Annotated in this window: 16 protein-coding genes; 10 read left to right on the top strand and 6 right to left on the bottom strand. The window is 64.1% G+C overall.

All coding sequences use genetic code 11. From position 1 onward, the window contains the following. The first annotated feature begins 34 nt into the window (after positions 1 to 34). Both P0D68_RS12775 and P0D68_RS12780 read left to right on the top strand, forming a co-directional pair. On the top strand, positions 35 to 1,255 hold the full coding sequence (locus tag P0D68_RS12775; RefSeq protein ID WP_408294078.1) for a helix-turn-helix domain-containing protein: 1,221 nt from the start codon (positions 35 to 37) through the stop codon (positions 1,253 to 1,255). Between the two features lie 32 nt (positions 1,256 to 1,287). Continuing rightward, entirely contained in the window at positions 1,288 to 1,920 is a 633-nt protein-coding gene (locus P0D68_RS12780) for a Vgb family protein (protein WP_408294081.1), read from the top strand. A 49-nt stretch (positions 1,921 to 1,969) separates the two neighbouring features. Here the strand turns inward: P0D68_RS12780 and P0D68_RS12785 are convergent, their stop codons facing one another. Beyond that, positions 1,970 to 2,860: a LysR family transcriptional regulator gene (locus tag P0D68_RS12785; RefSeq protein WP_408294083.1), complete on the bottom strand. Its 891-nt coding sequence runs from the start codon at positions 2,858 to 2,860 to the stop codon at positions 1,970 to 1,972. A 117-nt stretch (positions 2,861 to 2,977) separates the two neighbouring features. Between P0D68_RS12785 and P0D68_RS12790 the strand changes: the two genes are divergently transcribed. The 3 genes from P0D68_RS12790 to P0D68_RS12800 all read left to right on the top strand — a co-directional run bounded on the left by P0D68_RS12790 (position 2,978) and on the right by P0D68_RS12800 (position 6,154). Further along, positions 2,978 to 3,856, top strand: coding sequence for an SDR family oxidoreductase (locus tag P0D68_RS12790; RefSeq protein ID WP_408294086.1), 879 nt, complete (start codon positions 2,978 to 2,980; stop codon positions 3,854 to 3,856). Positions 3,857 to 3,940: 84 nt separating this feature from the next. Next, complete coding sequence (locus tag P0D68_RS12795; protein WP_408294089.1) at positions 3,941 to 4,804, top strand: intradiol ring-cleavage dioxygenase; 864 nt, start codon at positions 3,941 to 3,943, stop codon at positions 4,802 to 4,804. 282 nt (positions 4,805 to 5,086) lie between these two features. Continuing rightward, positions 5,087 to 6,154 (top strand): SDR family oxidoreductase, encoded by a 1,068-nt coding sequence (locus tag P0D68_RS12800; protein ID WP_408294092.1) that lies wholly within the window; start codon positions 5,087 to 5,089, stop codon positions 6,152 to 6,154. 36 nt (positions 6,155 to 6,190) lie between these two features. Here P0D68_RS12800 and P0D68_RS12805 read toward each other — a convergent pair whose 3' ends face one another. Further along, complete coding sequence (locus P0D68_RS12805; protein ID WP_091806405.1) at positions 6,191 to 6,973, bottom strand: IclR family transcriptional regulator; 783 nt, start codon at positions 6,971 to 6,973, stop codon at positions 6,191 to 6,193. 237 nt (positions 6,974 to 7,210) lie between these two features. On the opposite strand from P0D68_RS12805, the gene P0D68_RS12810 reads away from it, so the two are divergent. The 3 genes from P0D68_RS12810 to P0D68_RS12820 all read left to right on the top strand — a co-directional run bounded on the left by P0D68_RS12810 (position 7,211) and on the right by P0D68_RS12820 (position 10,907). Further along, a complete protein-coding gene (locus tag P0D68_RS12810) occupies positions 7,211 to 8,587 on the top strand; it encodes an MFS transporter (protein WP_408294095.1) in 1,377 nt (458 codons plus the stop codon). Between the two features lie 60 nt (positions 8,588 to 8,647). Further along, positions 8,648 to 9,103 (top strand): type II 3-dehydroquinate dehydratase, encoded by a 456-nt coding sequence (locus tag P0D68_RS12815; RefSeq protein WP_408294098.1) that lies wholly within the window; start codon positions 8,648 to 8,650, stop codon positions 9,101 to 9,103. 295 nt (positions 9,104 to 9,398) lie between these two features. Next, positions 9,399 to 10,907 (top strand): MFS transporter, encoded by a 1,509-nt coding sequence (locus tag P0D68_RS12820; protein WP_408294428.1) that lies wholly within the window; start codon positions 9,399 to 9,401, stop codon positions 10,905 to 10,907. A 24-nt stretch (positions 10,908 to 10,931) separates the two neighbouring features. Here the strand turns inward: P0D68_RS12820 and gudD are convergent, their stop codons facing one another. Next, the gene (gene gudD / locus P0D68_RS12825) at positions 10,932 to 12,281 is read right to left on the bottom strand and encodes a glucarate dehydratase (protein WP_408294100.1); all 1,350 of its coding nucleotides are present in this window, start codon (positions 12,279 to 12,281) and stop codon (positions 10,932 to 10,934) included. Positions 12,282 to 12,413: 132 nt separating this feature from the next. Continuing rightward, a complete protein-coding gene (locus tag P0D68_RS12830; RefSeq protein ID WP_408184375.1) occupies positions 12,414 to 13,745 on the bottom strand; it encodes an MFS transporter in 1,332 nt (443 codons plus the stop codon). A 424-nt stretch (positions 13,746 to 14,169) separates the two neighbouring features. Between P0D68_RS12830 and P0D68_RS12835 the strand changes: the two genes are divergently transcribed. Together P0D68_RS12835 and P0D68_RS12840 are read left to right on the top strand one after the other, a co-directional pair. Beyond that, a complete protein-coding gene (locus P0D68_RS12835; protein ID WP_408184374.1) occupies positions 14,170 to 14,880 on the top strand; it encodes a FadR/GntR family transcriptional regulator in 711 nt (236 codons plus the stop codon). 176 nt (positions 14,881 to 15,056) lie between these two features. After that, positions 15,057 to 15,977 carry a LysR family transcriptional regulator gene (locus P0D68_RS12840; protein ID WP_408294431.1) on the top strand — a complete coding sequence of 307 codons (921 nt, stop codon included), beginning with the start codon at positions 15,057 to 15,059 and terminating at the stop codon, positions 15,975 to 15,977. Positions 15,978 to 16,102: 125 nt separating this feature from the next. On the opposite strand, the gene P0D68_RS12845 is transcribed toward P0D68_RS12840, so the two are convergent. Both P0D68_RS12845 and P0D68_RS12850 read right to left on the bottom strand, forming a co-directional pair. Beyond that, on the bottom strand, positions 16,103 to 17,212 hold the full coding sequence (locus tag P0D68_RS12845) for an alkene reductase (protein WP_408294104.1): 1,110 nt from the start codon (positions 17,210 to 17,212) through the stop codon (positions 16,103 to 16,105). A gap of 344 nt (positions 17,213 to 17,556) precedes the next feature. Then, complete coding sequence (locus P0D68_RS12850; protein ID WP_408294107.1) at positions 17,557 to 17,871, bottom strand: AtuA-related protein; 315 nt, start codon at positions 17,869 to 17,871, stop codon at positions 17,557 to 17,559.

The raw sequence follows: 17,871 nt of genomic DNA on the forward strand, positions 1-17,871 counted from the left end.
GGGAGTGACAAGTGTGACGGGATTCGCGTAGGCCATGGACTCGCTAATGACGGCAGCAGCGCGCGCGCTCGCAGCGGGCGATCCGCTCGGCGCGCTCAATCGCGTGGCGTTGCGCGACGACGCGCCCGCGCTCGCGCTGCGCGGCATCGCCATGGCGCAACTCGGCGATCTGGTTCGCGCAAAGGCGCTCGTGCGTAGCGCGGCGCGCGCCTTCGGTTCAAGAGAGCCGGTGGCCCGCGCGCGATGTGTCGTCGCCGAAGCCGAGATCGCCCTCGTCTCGCGCGATCTGAACTGGCCCACGAAAGCGCTGGAAGCGGCACGCGCCACGCTCGAAGCGCACGGCGACCGGCTCAACGCCGCGCATGCGCGCTATCTCGAAGTCCGCCGCCTGCTGTTGATAGCTCGCCTCGACGAGGCCGAGCGCGCGCTTGCCGGTCTTGACCCCACGCCATTCCCGCCGGCCTTGAGAGCCGCGCATGAACTGGTCGTGGCCGGTGTCGCGCTGCGCCGCCTGCAGACTCGCGCGGCACGCGCCGCGCTAGAGCGCGCGAGGCGCGCCGCGGGTCTTGCGGGTATCCCCGCACTGATCGCGGAGGTCGACAACGCCGCACTCGTGCTAAACGCCCCTGCGGCGCGACTCCTTGCGCGTGGCGAAGAACGCCCGCTGCTGCTCGACGAGGTAGAAGCGTTACTTGCATCGAAAGCTTTGATCGTGGACGCGTGCCGTCACGTCATACGCGAGACAGGCGCGGTGATCTCGCTCGCCGGCCGTCCGGTGTTGTTCGTGCTCGCACGCGCACTCGCCGAAGCATGGCCGGAGGATGTGCCGAGAGACATACTCGTCGCGCGAGCCTTCCGGGCCAAGGTTGCCGACGAATCGCACCGCGCACGTCTGCGGGTCGAACTCGGTCGGTTGCGTTCCGTGCTCCGCGCGATGGCCGGCGTGAGCGCGACGCGGCGCGGCTTCATGCTGATGCCACGACACGCGCAAGAGGTCGTGGTGCTGGCGCGGCCTGTCGAGGATAAACACGCGCCCGTGCTCGCCTTGCTTGCCGACGGCGAGTCGTGGTCGAGTTCGGCCCTCGCGCTCGCGCTCGGCGCGAGCCAGCGCACCGTGCAGCGGAGCCTCGATACGCTCGCGGTGCAAGGCAAGGTGCAATCTGTCGGCAAAGGCCGCGCGCGCCGCTGGATGACCCCGCCTATGCCTGGATTCACGACGACCTTGTTACTCCCTGCGCCGTTGCCGATTGATTAGGATGGCAACACGAAAACCACGAGGGAACAGTCATGAAACGATCAGCCGCCGAAATCATCAATGAGTACGGTCCCTTTCCGGGCGTCGAAAAAGTGCATGGCGTCACGTACGACGGCCAGCATGTCTGGTTCGCAGCGGGCGACACGTTGAACGCGTTCGACCCGGCGAGCGGCAAGACGCTCCGTTCGATCGATGTCGCCGCGCACGCAGGCACCGCCTTCGACGGCAAGCATCTATTCCAGATCGCCGAAGACCGCATTCAGAAGATCGATCCCGAGACCGGCCGCGTGCTCGCCACGATCCCCGCGCCAGGCGGCGGAGGCGACTCGGGGCTCGCATGGGCCGAAGGGTCGCTGTGGGTCGGGCAGTATCGGGAGCGCAAAATCCATCAGGTCGATCCGCAGACGGGCGCGATTTTGCGCACCATCGAATCCAACCGCTTCGTGACCGGCGTTACATGGGTGGACGGCGAACTCTGGCACGGCACGTGGGAAGGTGATGAAAGCGAATTGCGGCGCATCGATCCGCGCAACGGCGAAGTTCAGGAGCGGGTCGAGATGCCGTCCGGCGTCAGCGTGTCGGGACTTGAATCCGATGGCGGCGACCGCTTCTTTTGCGGCGGCGGAAGCAGCGGCAAAGTGCGCGCCGTGCGACGGCCCAAATGAGCCGCCGATGCGTGCCGATTCCACTCGCGAGCCATGATCGCCCTATGGATCAGCGCGGATTCGGCTCGCGTCCCGGCAAGTCCTGCAACAGGTTCATGAACGCGCGCACCTTGGCGCTCAACAGACGCCGCGAGTTGTAAAGCGCCCAGATTTCAACCTGCGGCCCGTCCGCCACGCCCCAGCAGACGAGCCGTCCTGCCGCCACATCCTGCTCGACCAGCAGCTTGGGCAAAAGCGCCGCGCCCACGCCGTCCACCACCGCGTCACGCACCATCAGCAGCGACGAGAGGCGCAGCACCGGCATCGGCGCGAGCGTCCACAAGCCGGTTTCGGTGCGGACTGTCCAGATCGCGCCCGGCGACGCCGCAGCCAGCACGATTGCGGGCACCGGCACGGCGGCGGCATCGCCGGCCGCCTGGGCAGGCATCGACAAAGTGGGTGCGGCGACCAGGAGCCGGTCGTCGCCGTAAATGCGCCGCCCCATGAGTTGCTCGTCATGCGGTGGATTGATGCGGATCACGAGGTCATAGCCGTCCTCCACCGGATCGACGATCCGGTCTTCCGCTATGACTTCGAGTTCGACCTGCGGATAGGCCAACGCGAAACGCGCCGCGATCCGGCCTAACACCACATGCGAGAACACGATTGGCGCGCTGATCCGCAAGCGCCCGCGCGGCACCGGCGCGCGCGACGCCACCGCTTCGCCCGCCTCCTGGATCTCCGCCATCGGCCCGCGCGTGCGCTCGTGCAGCACGAGACCTTCTTCCGTCAGCCGCAACCTGCGCGAGCCCCGCTCGATCAGCCGCACGCCGAGCGCTTCCTCGAGCTCGGCCACGCGTCGCGACAGCGTGGCCTTGGGACGGTCGAGCGCCCGGCTGGCTGGCCCGAATCCGCCATGCAGCGCAACAGCGTTGAAATCGGCAAGCGACGTCAAATCCATGATCGTTCCAAATATGAGACGAGGTGTCTGAATTTTTGCACTATCGCCACTTAAATGGAACACCTATTGTGTGTCTACGGGCTGACTCACAGTCCATCCAACCTTAGGAGAAAGATCATGGCAATCCTCGTAACTGGCAGCACCGGCGTAGTTGGCACTCAGGTTCTCGACCATCTGGCCGGCAGCGGCGCGCAGGTCCGCGCGCTGACCCGCACGCCGGAGAAAGCGCAATTTCCGGAGGGCGTCACGGCGGTTCAGGGTGACCTGTCCGACGTGGACGGATTGCGGCGCGCGATGAGCGGCGTCAGCACACTGTTCCTGCTCGCGCCCAACGCCGCCGACGAACTCACGCAAGCGCTGCAAGCACTGAGCGTGGCGCGTGAGGCCGGCGTGAAAGGCGTGGTGTATCTGTCGGTGTTCAAAGGCGCCGACTATGTCGACGTGCCGCATTTCACCAGCAAGCACACAGTCGAGCGGATGATCGAACACTGCGATCTGCCGGCCACGGTATTGCGTCCCGCGTATTTCATCCAGAACGACGTGCGCCAGAAAGAGCCTTTACTGACGCACGGCGTGTACGGCATGCCGATCGGTGCCAAAGGTATTTCGATGGTCGATGTGCGCGATATCGGCGAGGCCGCGGCGCGCGAACTGCTGCGCCGCGAGCGTGCCGCGGACCGTTTGCCGCGCGAAACGTATGAGCTGGTCGGCCCTGAGGCGATCACCTCGGAAAGCGTGGCGTCGATCTGGGCCGACGTGCTCGGGCGCGCGGTGCGCTATGGCGGCGACGATCTCGACCTGCTGGAACAACGTATGAAGGCGGTTGCGCCGGGCTGGCTCGCGTACGACATGCGCCTGATGATGAACCGCTATCAGCAGGACGGCGCGGTCGCATCGAAAGCGGAAATCGATCATCTCGCGGCGTTGCTGGGCCGCCAACCGCGATCGTATCGGGACTTCGCGGTGGAGACGGCGGCGGCCTGGGCGAAGGGGTAAGCGCTAGCGCGCGCGTCGCTTGCCTACGCTCGCCTGCAAACGAGCCGATAATCGCATGACCGACAGGAAGGAGACGCCACGGTCATGCGCAATCTCGACGAGAACACGATCACGGAAGCGGTTCTGGCACGCCACGCCCACGCGGATGATGAGCGTCTGAAGACCATCGTCACGAGCCTCGTGCGGCATCTGCATGCCTTTGCGCGCGAAGTGAACCTGACCGAGAGCGAATGGGAACAGGGCATCCGTTTCCTGACCGACGTGGGCCATATCACCGACGACAAGCGCCAGGAATTCATCCTGCTCTCGGACACGCTGGGTTTGTCGATGCTCGTCACGGCCATGGCGAACCGCAAGCCGCCGGGCTGCACGGAAGCAACGGTATTCGGGCCGTTTTTCGTCGAAGGCGCGCCCGTCTATCGAAATGGCGACGACGTGTCCAACGGCGCGCACGGTGAGCCCTGCTTCGTCGCGGGGACCATCAGGGGCGCGGACGGCGAAGCGGTGGCCAACGCTCGCATCGACGTCTGGCAGGCCGACGCGGACGGCTTCTACGACGTCCAGCACGGCGGCGACGATACGCATCGGGCGAGAGGCGTGCTCCATAGTCTCGCGGACGGGCGCTATCACTTTCGCTCCATCGTCGCCGAGCCTTATCCGATTCCTCACGACGGACCGGTCGGGCGCATGCTCGAAGCGCTGGGGCGGCATCCGTGGCGCCCGGCGCATCTGCATTTCATGATCACGGCGCCAGGCTACGAGCGCCTCGTGACCCACGTGTTTCGCGAAGGCGATCAATATCTCGATTCGGATGCGGTGTTCGGCGTGCGCTCGTCCCTGGTCGCGCAGTGGAACCGCCATGAGGCAGGCACGGCGCCGGACGGGACGTGTATGGACACGCCGTTCAGCACGCTTGAATTCGATTTCGTGTTGAACCGATCCGTTTGACGCGGGTCACTTTCGTGGTACAGCAAGAATCTTGCGTGGGACATGCAGACGCAGTGATCAGAGGGAGGCGCTGAAGCGCCAACTCTGGTCGACCGCAGCAGGTGCATGGGACCAGAGTAGGCGCTGAAGCGCCAACTCTGGTCGACCGCAGCAAGTGCATGGGACCAGAGTAGGCGCTGAAGCGCCAACTCTGGTCGACAGGAGACGCGTTCAGCTCGCGGGGCACATCGGTCGCAGAACCGCTCCGCGTCAACAGGCATTCAATTACCGAGCACGACTCTCATGGAAAAACGAGCACTCATCATTGGCGCGAGCGGCATTGTCGGCGGCAATCTCGCCGACCGGCTGCTTTCGAGCGGCTGGCACGTCGCCGGACTCTCGCGCGGCCGCACGCCGGTGTCGCCGGCCATCGAATCGATTACGGCCGATCTGCAATCGGCCGAGTCCGTTGGCGAGGCGCTCGCCGGCAAGCAGTTCAGTCATGTGTTCCTGACCGCGTGGTCGCGCCAGGCCACGGAGAAAGACAACATTCGCGTGAACGGCGCCATGGTGCGTCACGTGATGGACGCGGTGGGTCCGGCAGGCACGCTCGAACACGCCGCACTCGTGACAGGACTGAAGCATTACCTCGGCCCGTTCGAAGCCTATGCGACCGGCGCCGTGCCGATCACGCCGTTTCGCGAGGAACAAGGCCGCCAGCCCGTGGATAACTTCTACTACGAGCAGGAAGACCGTTTATTCGACGCCGCGCAACGCTACGGTTTCAGTTGGAGCGTGCATCGTCCGCATACGATCATCGGCTTTGCGCTCGGCAATGCAATGAACATGGGCGTGACGCTCGCCGTCTACGCGACGCTGTGCAAGCAGACCGGCCAGCCGTTCATCTTCCCCGGCTCGGCGGCGCAATGGAACAGTCTCACCGACATGACCGACGCGCGGCTGCTCGCGCGCCACCTCGAATGGGCCGCCACGTCCGCGAACGCGCGCAACGAAGACTTCAACGTGGTCAATGGCGACGTGTTCCGCTGGAAATGGATGTGGTCGCAAATCGCCGGTTACTTCGGCATCGAAGCCGTACCGTTCGATGGCGAGGTGCGTCCACTCGAAGGCCGCATGCAGGACGCCGGCCAGGCATGGGCCGAGATCGCCACGCGCTTCGGCCTGAAAGAAGCCGACATCGGCAAACTCGCCTCGTGGTGGCACACCGACGCGGACCTCGGCCGTCCGATGGAAGTGCTCACGGATATGACCAAGAGCCGCAAGGCCGGCTTCGTCGATTATCAGAGCACGCCCGATTCCTTCTTCGCGCTGTTCGACCGGTTGAAGGCTGAGCGGATCATTCCGCAGTGACACGGCAGTAACAATGCAGTAACACGCGCGGGCGGTCTAGCGCCTTCGATCGAACAGGGGCGACGCGTGGCTCGCGGCGGCGAGTTCCGAGGCCGCCGCAAGCAACGTCGGGCCGAGGCTGGCCATGCGTTTTTCGTCGAGCCTCACGAGCGGTCCCGCAATACTGATCACCCCCATCGCCGGATAGCCGCGCCGCTGCACGGGCGCGGCCATCGCCGTCATGCCGGGGGCGAAGACTTCGTTGATCGTCGCGTAACCTCGTTCACGCGCGGCGTGCACGAACTTCAGCAGTCCGTTGATTGTGGTCGGCGCGTTGGGACCGTATTGCTTCGGCTGTCCGAACCCCTGCCGCGAGACGAGTTCGAGCGCGCGCTCGTCGGTCATGGTCATCATCCACGCGTGGCCGGTGGCACTGCAGGAGAGAATCGTGTCCATGCCCATGTCCGGGTCGTAGCGCAAGCCCTTCAGCGCGCCCTGCGCCTTAGCGACCCACGTCAGCCGGTCGCCGTCCACGATCGCGAGCCGCACCAGTTCGCCGGATGTTTCCGCGAGCCTGTCGAGCATGGTCTGCGCGATGTCGACAATGCCGGAGGTCGCGAGAAAGCCGAGCCCGAGGCCGACGAGCTTGGTGGTGAGCACGTAGTCGCCATGCTCGCGCAACTGCCGCACATAACCGCATTGCTTCAGATCGACGAGCAGTCGATGACATGCGCTACGCGGAATATCGAGTTCATCCGCGATCATCGCGAGTGGCGTTCCCTCCATTTGCGTGGCGAGAAATTCGAGTACCGCGAGGGTACGCTCCGTGACGCCGGGCATATCGGTCTCCATGTTCTTTCAACTGCTTCGCGCAGCAGTCTTGCACATTATGAGATGAAATTCCACCCTGGAACGGCATCCCACCTAGGGGTGCTAATCTTGTTTCCAAGGCGGCGCGACGTGCACAGCGCGACGAAAACGCCCCGAGTTCATCGATCAGACAAGAGAGCGGGAAACGGTAGGCGGCGCTCATCGCTCGCGACCTGCATCCCGTGCGGCGACGGTTAAGGAGACAACATGATTCAGGAAACGCAGCAAGGCACGCATGCCGCGATGCGCACGCGAGCAGTCACGGCGGCGGCCGTCGGCACCGCGCTCGAGTGGTTCGACTTCACGCTTTATGGCGCATTGGCCGCCACGGTTTTGCCCAAACTGTTTTTCCCGTCGATGGATTCGACGTCCGCCCTGCTCGCGTCGCTCGCGACCTTTGGCGTAGGGCTCGCCGCGCGGCCGCTCGGTGCGATCATCTGCGGCCATTTGGGCGATAAGCTCGGGCGGCGCAACCTCATGCTGGGCACCGTCACGGTGATGGGTCTCGCCTCGATGCTGATGGGTCTGCTGCCGACCTACGCGAGCATCGGCGTATGGGCACCGGTTCTGCTGGTGCTGCTGCGCATTCTGCAAGGCTTCGCGCTGGGTGGCGAGTCGACCGGCGCGCAATTGATGGCGATCGAACACGCCAGCCCCGACCGGCGCGGCAAGTACTCCGGGCTGCTGGGCCTGTGTTCGCCGCTCAGTCAGATCATGGCCAACGGCGTGCTGCTGCTACTGTCGTCCACGATGTCGGCGCAGGCATTCGATTCGTATGGCTGGCGCATCCCGTTCGTGCTGAGTTTTGTCCTCGTGGTGGTCGGCGTGTATATCCGCTTGCGCGTCAGCGAGACGCCCGCCTTCGTCGCGCTGCGTAAAACGGAGGTCGTGCATGTGGGCAGCCCGTTGCGCGATGCGCTGCGTTTGCACTGGAGAACCGTTCTGCGCTGGATGCTGTTCTTCTGTGGGCCTGCGGCGATCTTCTATCTGATCGTGGTGTTCTCGCTCAGCTACATCACGAAGACACTCGCGATCCCGAAGCAAACCGGCTTTCTTCTGCTGATGGGCGCCAATGTCTGTGCGATCGTCGGCGCGCTCGCCGGCGGCATGCTCAGCGACAAAATCGGCCGCAAGAAGGCGCTCGCGATCGGTTCCACCGCGACCCTGCTGATGCTCTTCGTGTACTTCCAGATTCTGGACACCAAAAGCTTCGTGCCGATGCTCGCGGCGATGGGTTTCTTCCTCGGCTTCACGCAGTTTCAAAGCGGCATTCAGCCGGTCGCTTTCGCCGAAGCGTTTCCGACCAACGTGCGTTATTCCGGCTCCGCGCTCGCCTATACCGGCGCGAATCTGGTGGCGGGCGGACCGATGCCGGTGCTGGCCGTGTGGCTTTTCTCCGTGTGCAATGGCTCGCCGTGGGGGGTCGTCGCCGTCTGTGTGGTCTTCAACGTGATTTCGCTCGTGATGATCCTGACCGCGCGCGAAACGCTCGGCATCGACATGAACCGCGCCGACTCGACGGCGGCCGTGACGGGCGCGGCGGACTTTGCGCCGGCGGCCGTGGGCAACAGCCATCGCTCGTGATACGCACGGCGCCGAGGCGTCACGGTGAATATCGAATTTTTGCAAACAGGCGACAGAACAATGACTGACCTCGTATATGTATTGAACGGCTCGAACCTCAACATGCTCGGCAAGCGCGAGCCGCACCTGTATGGGACGACCACGCTGGCGCAAATCCAGCAGCAGGTGGAGACGCTCGCGGCGCGGCTGGAACTCAAATGCGAGTTCCGCCAGACCAACAGCGAAGCCACCATGGTCGACTGGTTGCAGGAAGCGTTCGAGCGCGACGCCGCGGTGATCATCAATCCGGCGGGCTTTTCGTTCGCGTCGGTGCCGGTCTTCGACGCGGTCAAGCTGACCGAGCGACCGTTGATCGAGCTGCACATCACCAACATTCATAAACGCGATGAAACCTATCGCCACTCGCTGATCTCGCGCGCGGCGACCGGCGTGATCTGCGGACTCGGCGCGAACGGCTATCTGGTCGCGCTGCAAGCGATGGCGATGGCGCTCGGCAAGAACCCCAGTTTCGGCTAAGACAGCCCGCGCGGATGGGCGCGCGAAACGCAAGCGCGCCTTTCTTTTCCGCCCCGAATTTCACCAATCAGGCCGCGCCACTGTGCGCGGCTTTTTTTTGCCCAAAATTCCAGCGATTAGTTTCGCCCAGGGAAAACCCGTATAATCCCCACCAAGAGGTCAGACAACTAGAGGACATGGTTCGTCAAGACCCTGACCTGCGCCATTCGCGCAGCGCCCACCTTGCAAAGCTTTCTTCCTCAAGCCCGTGAATCCGACCGCCACCGCCCTGCCGTTCCGCAACGCCCTGTTCGCCATGCTCGGCATCGGCCTCGTCAACATGCTGGTCGCACTCGACCAGACCGTCGTCAGCACCGCACTGCCTTCCATCGTCGCCGAGTTGCACGGCTTCGAGTACTACGCGTGGATCGCGAGCGCCTACCTGCTGGCCTCGGTCGTGACCGTGCCGGTGTTCGGGCGGCTCGGCGACTACTTCGGCCGCAAGCGTTTCGTGATTGCCGCGGTCATCACGTTTACGGTGGCGTCGGTGCTCTGCGGCGTCGCGAACGACATGCTGTTTCTCGTGATCGCGCGCGGCCTGCAAGGCGTGGGTGGCGGGATGATGGTCGGCACGGCATTCGCTTCGATACCCGATCTCTTTCCCGATCCTCGGGCGCGCGTGCGCTGGCAAGTGGTGATGGCCGCCGCTTACGGCATCGGCACCGCGGCGGGACCGTCGCTCGGCGGCTGGATGAGCGAACACTGGGGCTGGCGCTCCACCTTCCTGATCAACTTGCCGGTCGGCGCGGCGGCGCTCTATTTCATCTGGGCGCATCTGCCCGCCTTCCGGCGTCCGCATGAAGGCGAAGTGAAGATCGACTGGCTCGGCGCGGGGCTGGTCGCCGCCGTGCTCGGCGGTCTGCAGGCTTTCATCGAAGCCGTGCCGAAAGACGGCCTCACCGCAGGCACGCTCACGCTGGCGGCCTGCGTGATCGTCGGTGCGATTGCCTTGCTGATATGCGAAAAGCGCGCCACGCATCCGATCATTCCGCTCGACCTGTTCAAGGACCCGCAACTCGTCACGCTATTCACGCTCGGCATGCTGTCGGGCTTCGTGATGTTCTCGCTGATCTTTTTCGCGCCGCTGCTGCTGCAAGGCGGCTTCGGATTGTCGCCGCAGCAGGCCGGCCTGCTCGCCACGCCGATCGCCGCCTGCATCGCGCTCGGCAGTCTGCTGAATACGCGCATCGTCATTCACATGAAGAAGCCCACGCAGATCCTGTCGATCGGCTTCGCGCTGCTGTTGTTCGCCTCGATTGCGCTGGCGTTTGCGAATCCGGACACGCCGCATGTGTGGATCGAATTGCCGATGGCCGCGGTCGGCATCGGCCTCGGCTTCATCCTCAACAATCTGAACGTGTTCGGCCAGGAGATTGCCGGGCGCGAGCGCTTCGGCATTACGACGGCGCTGCTGCAATCCACCCGCATGGTGGGCGGCATGCTCGGCACCAGCATTGTCGCAACCGTGGTGCAACATCATTACCGCGACGTAGTCACGCGCACGATGAGCGTGCTCGGCGAACCGGCCGCGTCGCAATGGCGGCCTCGCTTTGTCGACCTGCGCATTCTGATCGACGAAGCCTCGCGTCTGAAGCTGATCGCGGATATGAAACCGTCAGGGCTCAATACGCTCGCGTTGATCGACACCGCACGCGATGCGCTCGTGCAGTCGATTCATATCGGCGTGTGGCTGACGGCGGTGGCGGCGCTGGCGGCCGCGCTGCTGGTGCAGCGCATCTCGCATGTGGTGTTTCGCAAGAGTTAAAGGCGACGCCCATATTGCCGCTGGTTAGCGCACCAGACACGGGCGCTTGTCATCGAACTTCCAGTTCGGGATCAGGTATTGCATCGCCACGCCATCGTCGCGCGCGCCCAGGCCGTGCTGCTGATACAGCGCGTGCGCCTTCTCGATCTCGTCCATGTCCAGTTCGATACCGAGCCCCGCGGCCTGCGGCACCCTGACCTTGCCGCCGACGATCTGCAGCGGCTCACGCGTCAAACGCTGACCGTCCTGCCAGATCCAGTGCGTGTCGATCGCCGTGATCTTGCCGGGCGCGGCCGCCGCCACATGCGTGAACATGGCGAGCGAAATGTCGAAGTGGTTGTTCGAGTGCGAGCCCCACGTGAGGCCCCAGTCATTGCACATCTGCGCGACGCGCACCGAGCCCTGCATGGTCCAGAAGTGCGGATCGGCCAGCGGAATGTCCACGGATTGCAACTGGATCGCGTGGCCCATCTGACGCCAGTCGGTGGCGATCATGTTGGTCGCCGTCGGCAAGCCGGTCGCGCGGCGGAACTCGGCCATCACCTCGCGGCCCGAATAACCGTTTTCCGCGCCGCACGGATCTTCCGCATAGGCGAGCACGTCGTGCTGGTCACGGCACAGGCGCACCGCTTCCGCCAAGGACCAAGCGCCGTTCGGGTCGAGCGTCACGCGGGCCTTGGGAAACCGTTCGGCGAGCGCGGTGACGGCTTCGATTTCGGCGTCCCCGGACAACACGCCGCCCTTCAGCTTGAAGTCGTTGAAGCCGTAGCGCGCCTGCGCGGCTTCGGCCAGACGCACGACGGCCTCGGGCGTCATCGCCTCTTCGGTGCGCACGCGCTCCCAGTCGTCGCGGCCCTCCGCGCCGCTCGCGTATTCCAGGTCGGTCTTCTTGCGGTCGCCGATATAGAACAGATAGCCGAGCATTTCGACTTCGTCGCGTTGCTGGCCTTCGCCTAGCAACGCGGCAACGGGTACGCCCAGATGCTGGCCGAGCAGGTCGAGCAACGCGGCTTCGAGCGCGGTCACCGCATGAATCGTGGTACGCAGATCGAACGTCTGCAAACCGCGGCCGCCGGCGTCGCGGTCGGCGAATTGCGTGCGCACCTTGTTCAAGACTGCTTGCAAATTGCCGATCGACTGACCGACGACGAGCGCGCGCGCGTCGTCGATGGTCTTGCGAATACTTTCGCCGCCCGGTACTTCGCCCACGCCGGTATGCCCGGCGCTATCGCGCAGAATGACGATGTTGCGCGTGAAGAACGGGCCATGCGCGCCGCTCAGATTGAGCAACATGCTGTCACGGCCGGCGACGGGCACGACGCGCAGTTCGGTGACGACAGGCGTGGCGTTCGATTGGGAAGGTTTCGTGGACATGAGGTTGGACCAGATGAGTTAATGAGCCGGGTGCCGCAAGGCGAGGCGCAGTGCGATCGCACTCGGCACGGGCACCGGACGGAAACTGGAAAGTACGTGACGCATGATCGGCGACGCTGTTAGTCAGTGTAGTCAGTGGGCTCGATGCCGCAGCGATTCCGGCAACGGGTCGTGATTCACACGGCGATTGCGGGTCAGAAAGCCAGCCGCTGCCGCAATCAGCGAAGCCACGGCCAGACCGTACAGCCCACCCGTGATCGAACCGGTGTGCTGCTGCAGATAACCGAACGCGGCCGGCGCGAAAAATCCGCCGAGGTTGCCCACCGAGTTGATCAGCGCAATGACCGCGGCGGCCACGCGTGCATCCAGATAACCCTGCGGGATCGGCCAGAACAGCGAAGCCGCTGCCTTGAAGCCGATCGCCGAGAAACAGATCGCCACGAACGACAGCACCGGATTGCCAGAAGTCGAAGCGAACAGCCCGCACGCCGCGATGACGAGCGCCACGGCCAGCCACGCCTGCTGAAAGCGCCATTTCGCCGACAACAGCGCGAAGCAGTACATCGCGACCATGGCAATGAGCCAGGGAATCGCGTTGAGCATGCCGACTTCGAAGTCGGACAGGCCGCCCATTTTGCGAATGATGGTGGGCAGCCAGAAGGTGGCCGCGTAGATGGTCAGTTGAATCGCGAAGTACAGGAAGCAGAACAGCAGAATCTGCGGGTCCTTCAACAGCTTCATGGCCGGCAGATGCGCGCCGCCGTGCGCCTCGCGCTCGGCCTGCTCCGCCGCGATCGACGTGGCGAGCACGCTCTGTTCTTCGGCGGAGAGCCACGAGGCATCGCTGATACGCGACTTCAGCAGCATCCAGCTCACCGCGCACAGCACTATCGAAAAGCCGCCTTCGACGAGAAACATCCATTGCCAGCCGTGCAAGCCGAAGCCACGAATGGACAGCAGGCTGCCGGTGATCGGACCGGACAACACAGACGCGAGCGCCGAGCCGCCGAGAAAAACCGCCACCGCCTTGCCGCGTTCCTTCTGCGGCAGCCATTGCGTGAAGTAAAAGACCACGCCGGGAAAGAAGCCGGCCTCGGCGATGCCCAGCAGAAACCGCAGCACGTAGAACGAAGTGTCGTTCCAGACGAACGCCATCGCTGCCGCGACGAGTCCCCACGTACCCATGATGCGGGTGAGCCACGCGCGCGCACCGTACTTCTGCATCAACACGTTCGAGGGCACCTCGAACAGCGCGTAGCCGATAAAGAACAAACCGCTCCCGAGACCGTAGGCCGCGGCGCCAATGCCGAGGTCCGTCTGCATGTGGGAATTGACGAAGCCGATGTTCACGCGGTCGATGTAGTTCGCGATGAACATGATCAGAAACAGCGGCAGCACGTGCCGCTTGACCTTGGAGACCGCTGATCCGAGCGGGTCGGCGGCGGTAGTGAGGGCAGATGTCAAGGTTGACTCCAGTTTCGGCTGTCATGCAGGCAAATCAAATGCAACGCAGCGCATTTAGGCACGCCGATTTTTCGCACCTAACCCTGTGATACGTCGTCTGATGACAGTCTACCGTTGTTTCATGCGCTATTCCAATGCCGTGTTTACCCTGCAAAACTGCGGCCCATCTGCATATCATTGCACATGGCGCGCGCCGGCAACCATTTCTACAATCGAACTAGGATGTCTGATGACTGTAAAATGGCGGACATATACTTTCGATCAAACCAACCCTGAAACCTCTTTTCCGCCGACCATCCCAAGCACGCGATTGAAATCGTTCCCGGCCGGACAACCGCTATGATGGCTATACCGAGGCGACACACGACACCATTCGCACGCGCCATGTGTGCATTTCCAGCCGAACAACCGACCAGCCCCAGAAATGAGCAGCCTAACTGAGAAGGTGGTGGCCACCCTTTCCGATGAAATTCGCCGCGGCGCCCTGAGGCCGGGCGATCGCATTCCCACCGAAGTCGCGATGATGAAGCAGCTCTCGGTCAGCCGCTCCGTGGTGCGTGAGGCGATTTCGCGCCTGCAAGCGGCCCAGGTGGTCGAGACGCGTCACGGCATCGGCACCTTCGTGCTGGCGCCGCCGTCGGAACAAGCCATGAAGCTGCCGACCGCCGACCTCTCCAGCATGCTGGACGTCATGGCGATCATCGAATTCCGCATCGATGTCGAGGCTGCCTCCGCCGCGCTCGCCGCGGCGCGGCGCACCGACCAGAACCTCAAGCAGATCCGCGGCGCACTGGACCGCTTCGAGTCCGAACTCGAGCGCGGCAGCAGCGATACGGTCGCGCACGACATCGAGTTTCATTTGCAGATCGCCCGCGCGAGCGGCAACCGCTATTTTTTCGACGTGCTGAGCCAACTCGGCCGCGCGGTGAGCCCGCGTACGCGGCTCGGCACGGCGGAGATCGCGGAACTCGACCATATCGAGCATCTGCGCAACGTGTTGAACGAGCATCAGATGATCTATCGCGCAATCGAACGGCAAGACCCGGACGACGCGCGCGCCGCCATGCGCATGCATTTGAGCAATAGCCGCGAACGGCTGCGTCGCGCTCACGAACTGAGCAAAGCGGGTGAATGAGTCGACCGTTTATCTGCGGGAAGTGCTGTTTTCCAGCGTTTTGTAGCGGGCCCGACAAGGAGCTTCCGATGACGCAGCCGACTCATGCGGCGCCCCCTGCAGACCGTCCCGCCGCGCCCACGCCGCGCGTTCCCGCGCAGACCGTCAACGGCGAGAGCGGCGCCTCGCCGGGTGCGATGGACCGGTTCGGCTCGCTCAACGTGTTCGTGCGCGCCGCCGAAACCCGCAGCTTTACGGAAGCGGGCCGGCAGTTGGGCATTTCGTCGTCGGCGGTGGGCAAGGCGATCTCGCGGCTCGAAGGACGGCTCGGCGTGCGGCTCTTTCACCGTAGCACGCGCAGCATTGCGCTGACGCCCGAGGGCGCGACGTTTCTGACGCGCTGCCAGCGCATCATCGGCGAAATCGAGGCGGCCGAGAACGAACTGGCGCTCGCCAATGCCGCGCCACGCGGACTGCTGCGCGTCAGCATGCCGATGGTGAGCACGCTGATGATGCCGGTGATCGCCGCTTTCATGAAGACCTACCCCGACATCGTGCTCGATATCGACTTCTCCGACCGCATGGTCGATGTAATCGAGGAAGGTTTCGATGTCGTGACCCGCACCGGCGATGCGATCGACTCCACGCTCGTCACGCGCACCATGGGCACGTACCGGCATGTGATCGTCGGATCGCCGGGCTATTTCGCGCAACGCGGCGTGCCCGCAGAGCCCGAGCAGCTGCGCGATCACGCGTGCCTGCAACATCGTTTTCCCACCACCAACAAGCTGCGGCGCTGGCCGCTGATGCGCGACGGCGAGCTGCTGAACATCGATCTTCCGACCACCGCCATCGCCACTGCCGTCGAGCCTTTGACCATGCTTGCCGAACAGGACCTGGGCCTCGCCTGCGTGCCCGACTTCACGATACGCGCGCAGCTCGCGCGAGGCGCGCTGGTTGCCGTGCTGCAGACCTACACGGAGACGCCGACCGTGTTTCGCGCGTTGTGGCCGTCGGGGCGTCAGATCTCGCCTAAAGCGCGGGTCTTCGTCGATTATCTGAGCGAGCATCTGTTTCCGGTATCCGCGGCGGCGGCACGGGCTGCCGGCCGCGATTGAGTGTGACGCCTGTCGGCGTCGGGACTTTTCAGCGCGTCTCGCCCTGCGCGAAAAAGCCGGCGTATTCAGCAATGCACTGAACACGCCGGCTTCTACGACATTGCGCTTCCTGGTTTTAGCGAGCCTTATGCGCTGACCGCCTCGTCCTCATAAAACGGATAGTCCGTATAGCCCACTTCCGTGCCACCGAAGAACGTCGGCCGGTCGTATGCATTGAGCGGCAGATCGCGGCGCAACCGTTCCGGCAGGTCCGGATTGGCGATAAAGTCGCGGCCGAATGCGACGAGGTCGGCGTCGCCATCCACGAGGATCGCCTCCGCCGAATCGCGCTTGAATCCGCCCGCGGCGATGATCGTCCCTGCGTAGTGCTGGCGAATCGTCTGCGCGGCGACCGGATCCGGATCGCGGCTTCCATCTTCTACATTGCCGGCAATGCGCGGCTCGATCAGATGCAGATACGCAAGATCGAGTTTGGCCAGTTCGGCGGCGACGTAGCTAAAGAGGCCGACCGGATCGCGATCCGACATATCGCCCCACGAACCGCTCGGTCCGAGACGCACGGCGACCTTGTCGCTGCCCCACACGGAAATCACCGCGCGGGTCGCTTCCATCAACAGGCGCGCGCGATTTTCGAACGAGCTGCCGTAGGCGTCCGTGCGCCTGTTGCTGCCGTCCTGCAGGAACTGGTCGAACAGATAGCCATTTGCCGCGTGCAATTCGACGCCGTCAAAGCCCGCCTTCACGCCACGTTCCGCCGCCGTGCGGAAACTCTCCACAATCCCGGCAATCTCGTCGATCTCCAATGCGCGGTTCGGCGTGTTCGGAATCCAGCCGGCGTTCGTGTAAGCGACACCGCCGTGCAGCACTTCCGACGGGCCTACCGGCCGGCGTCCTTCCGGCTGCAGCTCAGCGTTCGACTGACGGCCAGCGTGATAGAGCTGCAGGAAGATCTTGCCGCCCTTCGCGTGGACCGCGTCGGTGACTTCGCGCCAGCCGGCGATCTGGCCGTCGTCGTAAAGTCCGGGCGCGCCGAGGTAGCCGTTGCCTTCGACCGCGGCAATGGTCGCCTCGCCGATCAGCAATGCGCCAGCTGTCGTGCGCTGCGCGTAATAGTCGGCCATCAGGCGGCCGGGGCGCGCGCCGTCTTCCGCGCGCATGCGGGTGAGCGGCGCGAGCACGATGCGGTGGGCGAGTACATAAGGTCCGACTTTAACTGAGGTGAAGAGCTTGCTCATGATGGTTTCTCTCTCGATGCGATCCAGTGAATGATTGCCGCCGGGCGTCGCTTGCGCTGTCTGGCGTTGATTGACAATCTATAGGCGCGGGTCGTCGAGAAAAACGGGGCAAGGCTCCGAAGACTTGGGAGCCTGCAGTCCGCAATGCGCCCAAAGCCCTGCGTCTGCTGGACGGCGCAGCCTTCACCGATTGTTGCTATGGCACAGCAACTGTGTTTCAGGAGCGCGCCGGCATCCGATGCCCAAAGTGCGGCATGGTATCGAGGAGATGATCGAAGCGTGGCAGCGCGTGCCGCCTCGGCAAGACGCGCACGCCTGAAGGCGGCCGCAAACGTATCAGCGCGCTACGAAGCAGGCGCCTCGACATCGAGATCCATCAACGCCGAGCTCAGCGACTTGCCGTGCGCGTCGAGTGCGAGCGAACGCGTCACGCCGCCGCCGAGCGCATGGCCGAGCACGAAGTTGAACGCGCCGAGGCCGGGCAATTCATGGCGCACCACGTCGCCTTGCACGACATCGCGCAGATGCGCTTTGACCCGTTCCGGCGTCAGCGCCGCGCGCAGATGTTCGTAGTTCTTCGCGTCGTAGCAGATCACCGAGATGTTCAGCGTATTGCCTTTGTCGCCAGTACGCGAATGAGCCAGCTCACGTAATTTCAT

This window comes from Paraburkholderia sp. RL17-380-BIE-A (assembly GCF_046028085.1).
In the GTDB taxonomy this organism is placed as follows: domain Bacteria; phylum Pseudomonadota; class Gammaproteobacteria; order Burkholderiales; family Burkholderiaceae; genus Paraburkholderia.

Coding starts and splice junctions, on each gene's coding strand:
- P0D68_RS12775 (WP_408294078.1), top strand. CDS start 35: ATGGACTCGCTAATGACGGCAGCAGCGCGCGCGCTCGCAGCGGGCGAT.
- P0D68_RS12780 (WP_408294081.1), top strand. CDS start 1,288: ATGAAACGATCAGCCGCCGAAATCATCAATGAGTACGGTCCCTTTCCG.
- P0D68_RS12785 (WP_408294083.1), bottom strand. CDS start 2,860: ATGGATTTGACGTCGCTTGCCGATTTCAACGCTGTTGCGCTGCATGGC.
- P0D68_RS12790 (WP_408294086.1), top strand. CDS start 2,978: ATGGCAATCCTCGTAACTGGCAGCACCGGCGTAGTTGGCACTCAGGTT.
- P0D68_RS12795 (WP_408294089.1), top strand. CDS start 3,941: ATGCGCAATCTCGACGAGAACACGATCACGGAAGCGGTTCTGGCACGC.
- P0D68_RS12800 (WP_408294092.1), top strand. CDS start 5,087: ATGGAAAAACGAGCACTCATCATTGGCGCGAGCGGCATTGTCGGCGGC.
- P0D68_RS12805 (WP_091806405.1), bottom strand. CDS start 6,973: ATGCCCGGCGTCACGGAGCGTACCCTCGCGGTACTCGAATTTCTCGCC.
- P0D68_RS12810 (WP_408294095.1), top strand. CDS start 7,211: ATGATTCAGGAAACGCAGCAAGGCACGCATGCCGCGATGCGCACGCGA.
- P0D68_RS12815 (WP_408294098.1), top strand. CDS start 8,648: ATGACTGACCTCGTATATGTATTGAACGGCTCGAACCTCAACATGCTC.
- P0D68_RS12820 (WP_408294428.1), top strand. CDS start 9,399: ATGCTCGGCATCGGCCTCGTCAACATGCTGGTCGCACTCGACCAGACC.
- gudD (WP_408294100.1), bottom strand. CDS start 12,281: ATGTCCACGAAACCTTCCCAATCGAACGCCACGCCTGTCGTCACCGAA.
- P0D68_RS12835 (WP_408184374.1), top strand. CDS start 14,170: ATGAGCAGCCTAACTGAGAAGGTGGTGGCCACCCTTTCCGATGAAATT.
- P0D68_RS12840 (WP_408294431.1), top strand. CDS start 15,057: ATGGACCGGTTCGGCTCGCTCAACGTGTTCGTGCGCGCCGCCGAAACC.
- P0D68_RS12845 (WP_408294104.1), bottom strand. CDS start 17,212: ATGAGCAAGCTCTTCACCTCAGTTAAAGTCGGACCTTATGTACTCGCC.
- P0D68_RS12850 (WP_408294107.1), bottom strand. CDS start 17,871: ATGAAATTACGTGAGCTGGCTCATTCGCGTACTGGCGACAAAGGCAAT.